Origin of the sequence: Bacillus sp. NTK074B (assembly GCF_017303375.1) — a bacterium.
In the GTDB taxonomy this organism is placed as follows: Bacteria; Bacillota; Bacilli; order Bacillales; family Bacillaceae_B; genus Rossellomorea.
This window is the reverse complement of record NZ_JAFKOH010000001.1, coordinates 396,297-409,175: the sequence shown is the minus strand read 5'-3', so window position 1 is coordinate 409,175 and position 12,879 is coordinate 396,297. Positions and strand designations below refer to the sequence as shown.

The 12,879-nt window shown below is 42.3% G+C and carries 14 protein-coding genes; 12 read left to right on the top strand and 2 right to left on the bottom strand.

Features of this window, described 5'->3' with window-relative positions; translation table 11 throughout:
• Positions 1 to 24 precede the first annotated feature (24 nt).
• Entirely contained in the window at positions 25 to 357 is a 333-nt protein-coding gene (locus tag JI667_RS02225; protein ID WP_206849925.1) for a hypothetical protein, read from the bottom strand.
• A 344-nt stretch (positions 358 to 701) separates the two neighbouring features.
• Here JI667_RS02225 and JI667_RS02220 point away from each other — a divergent pair, with 344 nt between their 5' ends.
• The 9 genes from JI667_RS02220 (at position 702) to JI667_RS22615 (ending at position 8,937) form a co-directional block, all read left to right on the top strand.
• On the top strand, positions 702 to 1,406 hold the full coding sequence (locus JI667_RS02220; protein WP_206849923.1) for a DUF4912 domain-containing protein: 705 nt from the start codon (positions 702 to 704) through the stop codon (positions 1,404 to 1,406).
• A complete protein-coding gene (locus tag JI667_RS02215) occupies positions 1,403 to 3,727 on the top strand; it encodes a glycosyltransferase (protein ID WP_206849920.1) in 2,325 nt (774 codons plus the stop codon). Before JI667_RS02220 ends, JI667_RS02215 begins: the two co-directional genes overlap by 4 nt.
• Entirely contained in the window at positions 3,724 to 4,731 is a 1,008-nt protein-coding gene (locus JI667_RS02210) for a nucleotidyltransferase family protein (protein ID WP_206849918.1), read from the top strand. The genes JI667_RS02215 and JI667_RS02210 overlap by 4 nt, the downstream gene beginning before the upstream one ends.
• 6 nt (positions 4,732 to 4,737) lie before the next feature.
• The gene (locus tag JI667_RS02205; protein WP_206849916.1) at positions 4,738 to 5,316 is read left to right on the top strand and encodes a hypothetical protein; all 579 of its coding nucleotides are present in this window, start codon (positions 4,738 to 4,740) and stop codon (positions 5,314 to 5,316) included.
• A 57-nt stretch (positions 5,317 to 5,373) separates the two neighbouring features.
• Positions 5,374 to 5,523, top strand: a complete 150-nt coding sequence (gene rpmG / locus JI667_RS02200) for a 50S ribosomal protein L33 (protein ID WP_064091498.1) — start codon at positions 5,374 to 5,376, stop codon at positions 5,521 to 5,523.
• Positions 5,524 to 5,655: 132 nt separating this feature from the next.
• Positions 5,656 to 6,222, top strand: coding sequence for a 5-formyltetrahydrofolate cyclo-ligase (locus JI667_RS02195; RefSeq protein ID WP_206849914.1), 567 nt, complete (start codon positions 5,656 to 5,658; stop codon positions 6,220 to 6,222).
• Positions 6,212 to 6,997, top strand: a complete 786-nt coding sequence (locus JI667_RS02190; RefSeq protein WP_368077871.1) for a DUF92 domain-containing protein — start codon at positions 6,212 to 6,214, stop codon at positions 6,995 to 6,997. Before JI667_RS02195 ends, JI667_RS02190 begins: the two co-directional genes overlap by 11 nt.
• Positions 6,998 to 7,072: 75 nt before the next feature.
• Positions 7,073 to 7,255, top strand: coding sequence for a hypothetical protein (locus JI667_RS02185; RefSeq protein WP_244668165.1), 183 nt, complete (start codon positions 7,073 to 7,075; stop codon positions 7,253 to 7,255).
• A gap of 164 nt (positions 7,256 to 7,419) precedes the next feature.
• Entirely contained in the window at positions 7,420 to 8,937 is a 1,518-nt protein-coding gene (locus JI667_RS22615; RefSeq protein WP_206849903.1) for a rhomboid family intramembrane serine protease, read from the top strand.
• Here JI667_RS22615 and JI667_RS02175 read toward each other — a convergent pair.
• Entirely contained in the window at positions 8,934 to 9,812 is an 879-nt protein-coding gene (locus JI667_RS02175; protein ID WP_206849892.1) for a hypothetical protein, read from the bottom strand. The two genes, JI667_RS22615 and JI667_RS02175, sit on opposite strands and share 4 nt — an antisense overlap.
• Before the next feature lie 143 nt (positions 9,813 to 9,955).
• Here JI667_RS02175 and JI667_RS02170 point away from each other — a divergent pair, with 143 nt between their 5' ends.
• From JI667_RS02170 to JI667_RS02160, 3 genes are all read left to right on the top strand, one after another.
• Positions 9,956 to 11,416 (top strand): spore germination protein, encoded by a 1,461-nt coding sequence (locus JI667_RS02170; RefSeq protein ID WP_206849891.1) that lies wholly within the window; start codon positions 9,956 to 9,958, stop codon positions 11,414 to 11,416.
• 235 nt (positions 11,417 to 11,651) lie between these two features.
• The gene (locus tag JI667_RS02165) at positions 11,652 to 11,858 is read left to right on the top strand and encodes a YqgQ family protein (RefSeq protein WP_206849889.1); all 207 of its coding nucleotides are present in this window, start codon (positions 11,652 to 11,654) and stop codon (positions 11,856 to 11,858) included.
• A gap of 5 nt (positions 11,859 to 11,863) precedes the next feature.
• The gene (locus tag JI667_RS02160) at positions 11,864 to 12,832 is read left to right on the top strand and encodes an ROK family glucokinase (protein WP_206849887.1); all 969 of its coding nucleotides are present in this window, start codon (positions 11,864 to 11,866) and stop codon (positions 12,830 to 12,832) included.
• Positions 12,833 to 12,879 lie beyond the last annotated feature (47 nt).

Genomic DNA, 12,879 nt, shown 5'->3' with positions numbered 1-12,879 from the left:
TGGCCGCTCTTCATTTTATCCGCCTTAAGAATTTTTAATGACTGACAGGACTTCTTGTTTGGACAATGCAGATTGCTTTGTGATCTGATCCACATTTACACCCTGCTTATAAAGTGAAATAACTTGATTTTTAATGATTTCGTTAACGGGATTCTTCTGAAATGGTCTCTCTCCATCCATCATCAGTTCTTCTTCCAAAACGCTTATCCGTTTCTTTAGTTTATATTGTTCCTGCAGTACATTCATCGATAACTCTCCCATGTCTTTTTCAATATCGCGGTACCGGTCCCGTTGAAAAAACGAAATGACTAGTAACAGGATAGAGAAGCTTACTAATCCAATGAAAAGTAAAGTCATTATATCACCCCATATTCTATTCTTTATCTTCTTTAGTTATAGCACATATAGGGTTTTAACTCTATATGACTGCAGGTCGAATTTGTGGGATTTGCGGATATTTTGTCGAAAACAATGAAAGAATGATGTCACTATTAAAATGTAATCGCTTAAATATCATTTCAGCATAATAATTCACAAAAAAAATGCAGCTTAAATCCTATTATCACTGCGTGTAACAAGATACGACAAAATGCGTTTATTGTAGGTTTTTCAATACGGTGTTACGATAAATTTAAGAATAATTGTCAAAATATTTAGATTGAAATAATATAATATATGTTTACTCTTTAGGAGGAATTGTTTTGATTACAGAAATCATTAAGTTAAAGGAACAAGGAGTGTCTTTCAGAAAGATCGCTAAAGAACTGAATACGTCGGTCGGGAAGGTTCAGTATCAATGGGTGAAGTATCAGAAAGCATTGGAGAACAAACAGGAACCTGAAATGGATATAGTGACGACGGAGCAGGAAATACCTAAAAAACGTGTCGGAAGAGCTTCCTTTGGCAGAAGGATGCCAAAGCACAGGGCAAAGAATCCCCGGGCTACGGAGTTAATGATCATGTTTTCAACTTCTTCAAGAATCTATTGTCATTGGAACATATCACAAGAGTGGATCCGGCTGGTAAAAGAGCATTTTAAGATGACATCCGACCCTCAGCCATTTGTTCTTCGATTATATGATATTACCTCCATTTCCTTTAATGGGCATAATCAACATTACCATTCAGACTCCTATGTACCATTTACAGAAAGTGATTGGTTCGTAAACGGTTTGAAAGGAAATAGAAGTTACTGTATGGAAATCGGGTTACGGCTCTCTTCAGGTGACTTCGTTGCTTTCACTCGTTCCAATGTTCTCCATACACCCAGGACATCTCATCACCAGGAGGCCCATAGTATGAAAGAACTTATGGAATATGAACAGGGATTGATTAATGAACCAAAGTGGGTCGAACATGTAAGCACGTATTCCTATTATGTAACAAATGGGAGGGAAAAGGCATGAAGTCTTTATCAAAAATCATTGTTAAGCCTCATTTCAATGAACTGAAATTCTCTCACTTTTTTGAAAAGGAGGGAATACTCCTTTCATTTCTTATGGAGAATAGTGTATTGATCGAATTCCTTGAAAGGAATGAGGGGCGTTCCATTCCTGTGGTATTAAATCCTCTCCTTCTTCCCCTTTTTATGAGCGAGGAGTTCAAAGAGCGTGCCACTGTCATCATCCAAGCAAATCTACTTCAATCAAACACCGAGGATAAACATAAGTGGCAGCGCATCTATTCACAATGGTCTACCTATGAAATGAATCTCGTACAAGCCTATAAGAATCTTGAAGTCCAAGGTAAAGTGAGGATTATTCCTACGACGGTTAGTCCTTTTCCATTAACCCATTTCCGGACTCCGAGAGCGATTGAATCCCAGGTGAGGATGAGTACGTTATTATACAAGCAATATTTCCAGGAGATACCCGAAGCATTTTGGTTACCTCGAGCGGCTTATGTTCCCGGGATAGACCTCTATCTTATTCAGCAGGGAATACAATATAGCTTTATATCTTCCTGCTCTTACGAACATAGTGAGAAAGAACAGGACAGTGGGGTCATCAGGACACCAAGAGGCTTGAAGCTTCTTCCTATCTCAGAAAGTAGAATAAAGGATGGGAGAGAAAGCGATCAACCGCTTTCAGTGGTAGAGATAGAAGAGCTTTCGGACTATGATGAATTAATGAAGCTTGATGATGGAAACTTGCATCATGAACTGAATGCACAGATGAAAAAGCCTACCTCTCTTTCAAGAGTAGGATTCGGATATCTTGGAATGGAAAAACAAACCCCGGTCATGCCTGATGCATCCATCAGGAATATTCGAAAGATTCATCGCATGGAAGAGCAGTTGGAAAACATGGTGACCATGGTGGATGAGTCAGAGTGGACTCATCAGCTTATAAGAGAGTGGGTCGCATGTCTTGAAGGGTTCAATGATGAGAATGGAGTATTAACCATTCATTTTGACACCTTGCTTGAACAAGTCAAGGTCGGACCAAAGGATGAATATCTACTTCTTCATCGTAAAGGATTGGTCCCCTTTCCATCTGACGAAATATTGACGAAGCTTTTTACAGAAACGCGCGTCGGGGTGGTAGAGAAGCATGATTCTGTCTTAATTCTTTCATGGGAGTACCCTCCTAATATCGTTGGAGGATTATCGAGGCATGTGTATGATTTAGCCAATAACCTTGTGAAAAAGGGAAAGCATGTGCATGTCCTTACAACCAAAGCAAATGATACACTCTCCCTCGAGAAAAGCGAAGGAGTCACGATTCATCGTGTGCATCCACTGCATCCCTATGAAGAGGATTTCTTTAAATGGGTATTCGATTTGAATCAGGCATTCATTCATTACGCCCATGACTTAGTGAAAGACGAAAGGATCACACATATTCATGCACACGACTGGATTGTGTCAACATCGGCAATGAAGTTGAAAGAATACTATTCCCTACCGCTTATCACCACCATCCATGCCACTGAGCATGGTAGAAACCAAGGGATATATACCGATTTACAACACAAGATTCACAGGGAAGAGCAGCTACTCATTTCTGCATCTGATCATTTAATCGTATGCAGTGAGCATATGAAAGAAGAAATCAAGAGCTTATTTACAATTGAAGCACCAATTGCTGTGATACCAAATGGTGTGGAGCTGGAGAAATTGGATCAGTTTTCTCAGTTTAATTCTCAGCAGCCTCCGATAACCTATTTCTTCTCGATCGGAAGAATGGTTCATGAGAAGGGCTTCGATACCATCATCAGAGTAGCTTTAAGGCTCAAGAAAGAAGGCCATGGGATCTTATTCGTCATAGCCGGGAAGGGTCCGATGCTTGAGCATTACCGTCAGACGGTCATCCAGGATGACCTTTCTGATACCGTATCATTTGTGGGGTACATCTCCGATCGCGAACGGAACGACTATTTGAAAAACTGTCTGGCTGTCATTTTCCCGAGTTTGTATGAACCTTTTGGGATCGTTGCTTTGGAGGCAATGGCGTTTCGTAAAGGAGTTGTGGCCTCCAACACAGGTGGATTAAAGTCAATCGTAAAGCATGGACAGACCGGTTTATTATTTGAACCGAATGATGAACAGAGTCTCTACACACAATTGGTTTCTTTGATTGAAGATACCAAAAGGTCTGAACGATTGGGGGAACTGGGATTTAAAATGGCAAAATCCATGTTTAGTTGGGATCGGATCGCAGACCAGACCATCCATGTATATGAAGATGTCCTGCTTCAATCGAAAGTGGAAGGCATAAAAAGATGAAGGCGGTCATATTGGCAGGTGGAGAAGGGAAGCGATTAAGGCCCTACACGATGTCCATTGCAAAGCCCATGGTACCGATCCTGAATAAGCCGATTCTTGAATATAGCATAGATCTTCTTAGGTCCTGTGGAATAAAAGATATTCTGATTACAACATGTTATAAAAGTGAAACCATAAAAGAATACTTTGGAAATGGAGACCGGTTCAATGTGAATATCACTTACCTGGAAGAAAGGTCTCCTCTGGGTACTTCCGGTGGCCTGTTCCTCGCCAGACACAGGTTGCGTGAACCGTTCCTTGTCTTAAGCGGAGATGCCTTTACCAATATTCCCATCGATAAGGTCATAGAATTCCATTATGAGAAAAGAGCGGTCATGACTGTAGTATCTAAGGAAGTGGCAAATCCGAAAGAATACGGAATATGTCATGCAGACGAAACACGCAAATTAGTCCATTTCATCGAAAAACCTGAAGAGTGGGTTGGGAACGAGGTCAATACTGGTGTATATATGATGGACCCAATGCTACTTGATCGATATGCCCATACCGGTGCCAGGGACTTTGGACAAGATTTCATTCCACTGATGCTTCAGAACAATGAAGAAGTATACGTGTTCAAGACCAGTGCATATTGGAGAGATATCGGCAATCCGGAAGAATATAAGGGTGCAAGGGACGATCTGATGCGGGGGTATTTCTCTCCCCCTTCTCTGAAAAGAGGATATCACCATTCAAGGGACTTTATGGAGCCTTTCATCACCCGGCTTCAAGTGGCGTGCCCAAATGGGAAAAAACCGTTGGTGTTAGCAAAACTGCTTGAGACGGTTCCTACTTCCTCCAACCAGAAAGAAATCGTGTTCGAACATAGGGATGGGGGAAGGACGAAGATCATCAGTGATCCAAAAAGAGGGTTCATCATATACTCCAAGGCAGATAGACGGAATCATGCAAGGGAGCTTGCGAGGTATTATGGAAAGAAAATAAAAATCTGGCAAAAGGTGTAGAGGCTAATGAAGGAGAATCCTAGACGTACCTTCCATATTCAAGGGATAACCTGGAGTAAGAAAAATGAGTATGTCCCCATATCCGGGCATGCCCCCGTCCTTAATGACATTAAAGCAAGTGTGAGGGAAGAAGTTGAGGGGTGGGGGGAGTCCTGCTTATTCGAAATGGAGAATACTTCAAAAGAACACCGTCAATTAAAGGTATTCTTTCTGATTGAGTGGCTGGCTTGCACAGAAGATGGAGTGGGGGTCCTGTCCCTGACAAAGGACACATTCTGGAATTATAGTGGCAAACATGTTGCGATCACCAATATTGTTTCTTGTGCCCACTCTGTAAAAAAAACCATTTATCCGCTTAATCTGAAAGGACTTAAGTTATGGAAGAAATCCTTGAGCAAGGGGAGCTTATATTACTATCCCATCACCAATGGCCGTAATATGATGGTGTACATGCTTGACTTCTCTTTCAAACCCTTCGAAGTGAAACGTGGGAAAGTATATGCTATTGTTGGAGGTATGGAAGAAGAGGTTTCAAATTTAAGTGACAGAATAAAAAACGGACTAGCATTTCCAAGAGAAAAGTGATATTATAGAAAAGTCGTATGAATAGTAGATGATGTATATGTTTGGAGGGAAATTATAATGCGTGTAAACATTACTTTGGCTTGCACAGAAACTGGTGAGCGTAACTATATTACAACTAAGAACAAGCGTAATAACCCAGATCGTTTAGAGCTAAAAAAATATTGCCCGAAATTAAAGCGTGTGACTCTTCACCGCGAAACGAAATAAGCAGCCGGATTTTATCCGCTGCTTTTTTTTATGCTTTATTCGATGAATGCCTGCGTGAAAACCACGGGCACATCGCAATTACATAGGAAATAGATTAAAATAAAGTATGATTACAAGGTATGGAGGGATCGTATGTCTAAAAAGGAGCGGCGGAAATCTCAGCTGCAAACATTGAAATCCATTGATCACATCACATTCCAACAAAAATGTTTTCAAATCGAACAGCGCCTCTTCCTATCTCCTCAATGGAAGAATAGCCAAACGGTTGCGCTCACCATATCAAAAACTCCCGAAGTGAATACTTGGAATATCATCAAAAGAGGCTGGGAGGAGGGGAAAACAGTCGTGGTACCGAAGTGTCTCCCAGAGAATCGGCAGTTGATCTTTTATCATTTGCATCATTTTCATCAATTGGAACAGTCCTACTTTAATTTATACGAACCGGTCCCTGAAAAGGCCACAACGGTTCAAAACGAATCGATTGAATTAATGATCGTCCCGGGCTTAAGTTATACAATCACGGGTTACCGGCTTGGTTTTGGCGGAGGTTATTATGATCGATTGCTTTCCACCTATTCAGGAACAACAATGTCTCTCGCATTTGAAGAGCAAATAGTTGATACACTGCCGGTTGAACCCTTCGATATGCAGGTTTCTACCATTCTCACGGAGAAGAGACGGATACGTTGTGACGGTTGAATCTTTTTTTCTTTTACTCTTTATTCTCGCCATTTCCATAGGTGGATGGAAGACAAAAAATTTAAGTTCATCTGGGGCTGTGATGGCAGTGGTGATTGGCCTTTTCATTGGGAACGCTTATGGTTTCAGGGGGTTAATTGTTTTGGGCGTCTTCTTCTTGTCCTCAAGCATATGGTCCCATCTATTTAAGAAAGCCAAGGTTGGGATAGAGGACCGGCTCGCTAAGACGTCCATAAGAGATTGGCAGCAGGTGTTGGCAAACGGCGGACCTGCTGCACTGTTTGCCTTGATGTTCAGCCTGACGGGGGATGGGGTCTTTACATTTGCTTTTGCTGCTTCCATTGCAGGGGCCAATTCAGATACGTGGGCTTCCGAAATAGGTCCCCTCAGTCATAAACCGCCATTTTCAGTAAGGTCATTTAAGAGAGTTCCCAAAGGCACATCGGGAGCCATTTCTCTAATTGGTACTGCAGCAGCTGCCTTGGGGTCAGCCGTTATTACTCTGGCGGCACTCCTAATGTTTGATCGTATGGATGACGAAAGCTTTATCCTGATCACGGTTTCTGGGTTTCTAGGCAACATTATGGATACACTGCTTGGTGCTTTCGTTCAACTGGATTACAGATGTCGAGTGTGCGGAGTTCATACAGAATCCACCTTGCACTGCGGTAAGCAGACCGAGAGAACGAAGGGCTTCTGGATGAATAATGAGCTGGTCAATGCCCTTTCAAGCCTTATGGCAGGTGTGATCCTTCTTCTTTTTTATTGGAGATAGAATAAAACGGCAAATGTAAATTAATTTGTTGGATAAGCTGATCGGTTATGATCCAAACTACTAGTAGGAGGGATCATGATGAACGGATGGACAAAATGGTTAGTACTGGGCGGTCTGGTTCTCTTTCTTGTTCCAAATCGCTATCGATTGTTAAACCTGTTATTAGGGAATTTCATCATTCGTAAATTTGCCGTGAAAGCAGCAATGGGGGTGCCGGGTATCCGCTCGAAATTTATTCAAGGTGCATTTCGGTCTTGAAGCATAAAGAAGACTGCAGGGAGGGAATGTCCTCACCCTGCAGTCTTTTTTGTTTACACCTTAAAAACAGGTTCGGTATAGTAGGAGTATATACATAATCTTTCAATTCGGAAGAGCAAGACTCCGGGAATGGTAAATGAATTTAAAAGAAAGTAGTGGATGTAGTGGATTTACGTTATCATTATTTATTTTGGAAGGTGGCCCACCATCTGGTGGAATATAAAGAGTATCGGATACTCAAACTTTCTGAGAATCAGGATGAAATATGGTTGGAAAATGCAAGGGTTAAAGAGGCAAATATCATCCGGATCGTCAGAAGGGACCTGGATTGGGGTAACTGGGTCAAGCGGGATTTAGAAATGACTTCCATTAATGGAGAGAAGATAAGAAAATCCCTGGGGAAAAGGCAACTGACAATTAAGAACCTATATATATCAACGTATCCTCCCGTCGATGGTGATCCTGCTTTACTTAGGGATCCTGTGGAGCATCGAAAAACGAACGTTCAGCCTATGCTTCTTCATGGTGAAGAAAGTATTGAAGTGCTGAAAGGTGATCTTTTATTTAATGAAGGAGAATGGGAACTCCCCCCTGAAATACTGGAAGCGAACGTCGATTGGATCAAGAACATGACCATGACGTCATCTAAACAGCAGGTTCAAAAGGATAGACAGCTATTCGAGAGGGGCAAGCCGTTCTTTACTTATTTCTTCATTGCCGTTCAAGTGTTCATGTTCTTTATCCTTGAATTGAATGGAGGAAGCAAAGATCCGGAAACGCTCATAGAATTCGGTGCAAAGTATAACCCCCTTATGATCGAAGGAGAATGGTGGCGCCTCGTAACCCCTATCTTCCTGCATATAGGATTATTGCATCTCTTAATGAACACATTGGCGCTTTATTACTTGGGATTGGCAGTGGAAAAAATGTTCGGCCGTATCCGGTTCGTTGTCATCTATATTTTGTCGGGCATCACAGGAACGCTTGCCAGCTTCCTGTTTACATCCAATCTCTCAGCCGGTGCCAGTGGAGCAATCTTTGGTTGTTTTGGCGCTCTACTATACTTCGGTGTATTGCACCCAAACATTTTCTTCCGTACGATGGGAACCAATATCATTGGGGTAATCCTTTTGAATCTTGCCTTGGGATTCTCGCTTCCAGGGATTGATAATGCAGGTCATATCGGAGGATTGATAGGGGGCTTCCTTGTTGCGGGGATCGTCAGCCTTCCACACTATAACCGTCCCGTAAGGCAGATACTATTCCTAATAGGAAGCATTTTGATTACAGGTATATTAGTATGGCAAGGACCTGGAACGGATTCGACAAACTGGGACACCGATACAGTAAATGGGGTCGCCCAGGAAAAGATTTCAAATCAGGAGTGGGAGGAAGCCGAGAAGCTTCTTACTCCGGTGGTTGAAGAAGGATCCCCTGATGCCCAAACTTTTTTCTATCTTTCGTATGCTGAAATTAAACAGAATAAATTGCCAGCAGCGAAAAAGCATCTGATCGCTGCCATAGAAGAGGATGAAAGCTTTCACGAAGCTCATTACAATCTGGCATTGATTTTGATTGACTCAGGAAATAGGGAAGAAGCCCTTCTCCATGCAAAGAAAGCCTATGATCTGAATAGGCAGGATAAAAATTATGAGAAGCTTTATAATGACCTGAACCGCTAAGGAGATAGAAGCTGCCTGAGCAAGGACGCTTCACCGTTTTGATCAATGAGAAGGACAATCACTTCTTTCTTATCTTTACTTACTAATAGCAGAGGGATGGCACTGTCTAAGGATTCCACGACAGAGCCGTCCTCTTTTTTTATCCCCAGATAATAGTTTTTATATAGGCCCTCCCAAAGATTTCCGATAAGGCGCTCCCATTCCTGCTCTGTGAAACCTTCCAACGGACGGCCATCGTACATTGAGAGTTCGGTTAATGGAATGGAAGTATAGTCTTTGATTTGGATCTCCAGGGAGGAAATCGCTTTTTCCCATAAGTAGTCGAGTTGTTGGGACGTCACTTTGTCCAGTATGTTTTTCCATTCTGTTTCTGCATCGGTCGCTGGTTGTCTGAAGGCATTTAACGGGCTGAAATTCGAATCGATGACGTACAAGGTATCTTCCGACATTTTCTGAGCACTGGTGAAATCTGTGTCGGATTCATGTATTTCTGAATAATGGAAAGATACGGCTTGGAGAAGACTGCTTTCTTTCCCCTTTATGGTTGTTTGCTCCACAATTTGATCTGTATCTTGTTCCCATTCGTTCATGAGTCCTTTCAATCTTCCGTTCATATATAAAAAGCCGACATCCTGGCGTAAATAAGCTGGTGTATCAAGCTTTGAAGATACCTTCCAGTCCACCTCGTAATGATCATTCTTCTTCTTCGGTTCAAGCATGAGGATTGTAGCCGCCGATTCGTACGATACATTTTCATTGATCGGAAAAAAAATAATACTTTCTTCTGTCTGTGGTTTGTAGACGTATTGAATTCCGAGAGCGACTAGACACATGATGATTAAAAAGGGCATTGCTTCTTTCAATCTATGGTTCATTTTGTTCACTCCAGTGGTTTGTCCATTTAGTACATAGTATGAAGATGCGTATGTGAATATGATAGGAGGTATGATTTCCGACTACCTTGTCTAGGATGGTAAAGATGGAAATACATGTAAAGGTATTGGGGGGGTGAAGGCTAATGTCAAATGAAAAGAAAAAGCCTGTCTCTACTCAGATTGAAGAAAACACCAATTATTTAAGGGACACCTTAGCAGTGGATAAGAGCTTTGATGTCATTCAATTGGATCTGGAGTATGCTGAGCGCAAGATGGCCATGTTTTTAGTGGATGGCTTTGTAAAAGACGATATCATGCATTATCTAATGAAGCTTTTATCGGGGCTCAGTCCTGAACAATTGGAAGAAGATACGTTAGAGAAGCTATTAAAGACGTACATTCCTTATATAGAGATTGAACAAGTAGATGACTTGAATCAGGTAATTGATTTAGTACTAGCAGGTCCGACAGCCCTTGTAGTGGACGGAATTGACAAGGTCATCATGATTGATGCAAGAACCTATCCTGTCAGGGGACCTCAGGAGCCGGATATCGAACGGGTTGTCAGGGGTTCAAGGGACGGATACGTGGAGACGATTGTCTTTAATACTGCATTGACGAGAAGGAGGGTTCGCGATCCCTCTCTTCGCATGGAATATATGCAAATAGGGAGAAGATCCAAGACCGATATCGTAGTCAGTTATATAGAAGATATCGCCGATCCGAACTTGGTGCATAAAATCAAGGATGCGCTTTCCAAGATTGATACAGACGGACTTGCGATGGGTGAGAAAACGCTCGAGGAGTTCATTGCCGGGCGTCATTGGAATCCCTATCCTATGGTGAGGTACACAGAACGGCCTGATACAGCGGCAGCACATCTCTACGAGGGGCATGTCCTTATTATGGTAGATGGTTCCCCGAGTGTCATGATCACCCCTACGACTTTTTGGCATCATCTGCAGCATGCCGAGGAGTACAGGAATAAGCCTTCTGTAGGAGCTTATCTCCGGTTTGTAAGGTTCATTGCTGTATGGTCATCAATCTTTTTGCTGCCTCTTTATTATTTGTTTGCCATTCATCCGGAACTTCTGCCCGAAGCTTTTGCCTATGTGGGTCCTAATGATGTTGGGGAAGTCCCCTTATTCCTTCAATTTCTAATCATTGAAATCGGAATAGATATATTAAGAATGGCTGCCATTCATACCCCATCGTCTCTCGCAACTGCCCTTGGGCTCGTGGCCGCATTGATGATTGGTCAGGTTGCGGTAGAGGTTGGCCTTTTTATAAACGAAGTCATTCTTTATTTGGCAATAGCGGCAATCGGTACGTTCTCTACACCGAGTTATGAGATGAGTCTGGCCAATCGTCTTGTAAGGATCTTCTTATTGGTATGCACGGCGTTATTTGGAGTGTATGGTTTTGTAGCAGGTGTATTCGTGTGGATCATCATGCTGTCGAGAATGAATTCCTTTGATATTCCATATATGTGGCCATTCATACCATTCAATTTCAGGGCATTCAGGGACGTATTTCTGCGTTCTCCTATGCCGCTTAAAAACAGAAGGCCACGATTTCTGCATCCGAAAGACCCTGATCGTTAAAATCGATAGAACAGAGATTTTCTTACTGGATCTTCCTTTAAGGAAATCTCTTTTTGCATTACTAGTGCCCCTCATCCTCTAGTACACACTAGTTAGAAGAGTATTTGAGAATCACAATTTCTATGAAACGGAACTTTTGCTCTCAATGAACATTTTGCGGGATTCTGTTTTTGATTGAGAAGAAAGCGGTTTTCACTTATACTTTATAATGAAGATTTGAAAGCAGGTGTATGGCATGAAAACGATTTATGATATCCAACAGTTATTAAAAAATTACGGAACAATTATATATGTTGGGCATCGTCTTTCCGACCTGCAACTAATGGAAGGCGAACTAAAGGAACTCTATCAATCCCAGCTGATTGAAATCGGGGATTTTCAGACTGCTTTATTGTTGTTGCGACATGAAATAGAAATTGAAAAAGAAAAACAGGACAGGTGATACAAATGACAGAAAAATGGTTGGTTGGAGTGGACTTAGGGGGAACGACAACAAAAATTGCGTTCTTAAGTAAATACGGAGAGCTTCTACATAAATGGGAAATCCCCACTGATAAATCAGAAAACGGAAAAAATATCATCGTGAATATTGACAAAGCGATTGATAAAAAGCTTGAGGAACTGGATCAGAGTAAAGATAAACTGGTCGGGATCGGAATGGGGGCGCCTGGACCCGTCGATACGGCTAAAGGGATCATTTACGAAGCGGTCAATTTAGGGTGGGAGAATAATACACCCCTAAAAGATCTGCTTGAAGTTGAAACAGGGTTGCATGCAGTTATTGACAACGACGCAAACTGTGCTGCATTGGGTGAAATGTGGAAAGGTGCAGGAGATGGTGCCAAGGATCTTGTATGTGTCACACTAGGAACAGGTGTGGGAGGCGGTGTGATCACAAACGGCGATATCGTCCACGGCGTGAAGGGGGCAGGTGGTGAAATTGGCCATATTACAGTGGTTCCGGAAGGTGGCTTTCAGTGTAATTGCGGAAAGACGGGATGTCTTGAAACCGTTGCTTCTGCCACCGGTGTCGTTCGCTTAGCCAATGAAAAACTCAATGCTGGTGCGGATGAATCCTCACTGCGGGAGCTAAGAGACTCCCATGGCTCAATCAATGCAAAGGACATCTTTGATGCAGCAAGAGAGAACGATGAACTTGCCCTTGCTGTCGTCGATCAATTAGCATTCTACCTAGGGTTATCCCTTGCGAATCTTGGAAATGGGTTAAACCCTGAAAAGATTGTGATCGGTGGCGGGGTCTCGAAAGCGGGGGACATCTTATTAAAGCCGGTCAAGAAACACTTTGAACAATTTTCATTTCCTACAGTCAGGACCTCAACGAACTTAAGTATTGCCACTCTTGGAAATGATGCCGGAGTAATCGGTGCAGCATGGTTAGTCAAAAACAAGATTTGATCTTGAGGATTTCTAAAGTAATGCTCAATGGAGAGCTTTCCGGAAAG

Coding starts and splice junctions, on each gene's coding strand:
- JI667_RS02225 (WP_206849925.1), bottom strand. CDS start 357: ATGACTTTACTTTTCATTGGATTAGTAAGCTTCTCTATCCTGTTACTA.
- JI667_RS02215 (WP_206849920.1), top strand. CDS start 1,403: ATGAAGTCTTTATCAAAAATCATTGTTAAGCCTCATTTCAATGAACTG.
- JI667_RS02210 (WP_206849918.1), top strand. CDS start 3,724: ATGAAGGCGGTCATATTGGCAGGTGGAGAAGGGAAGCGATTAAGGCCC.
- JI667_RS02205 (WP_206849916.1), top strand. CDS start 4,738: ATGAAGGAGAATCCTAGACGTACCTTCCATATTCAAGGGATAACCTGG.
- rpmG (WP_064091498.1), top strand. CDS start 5,374: ATGCGTGTAAACATTACTTTGGCTTGCACAGAAACTGGTGAGCGTAAC.
- JI667_RS02195 (WP_206849914.1), top strand. CDS start 5,656: ATGTCTAAAAAGGAGCGGCGGAAATCTCAGCTGCAAACATTGAAATCC.
- JI667_RS02185 (WP_244668165.1), top strand. CDS start 7,073: ATGATGAACGGATGGACAAAATGGTTAGTACTGGGCGGTCTGGTTCTC.
- JI667_RS02175 (WP_206849892.1), bottom strand. CDS start 9,812: ATGAACCATAGATTGAAAGAAGCAATGCCCTTTTTAATCATCATGTGT.
- JI667_RS02170 (WP_206849891.1), top strand. CDS start 9,956: ATGTCAAATGAAAAGAAAAAGCCTGTCTCTACTCAGATTGAAGAAAAC.
- JI667_RS02165 (WP_206849889.1), top strand. CDS start 11,652: ATGAAAACGATTTATGATATCCAACAGTTATTAAAAAATTACGGAACA.
- JI667_RS02160 (WP_206849887.1), top strand. CDS start 11,864: ATGACAGAAAAATGGTTGGTTGGAGTGGACTTAGGGGGAACGACAACA.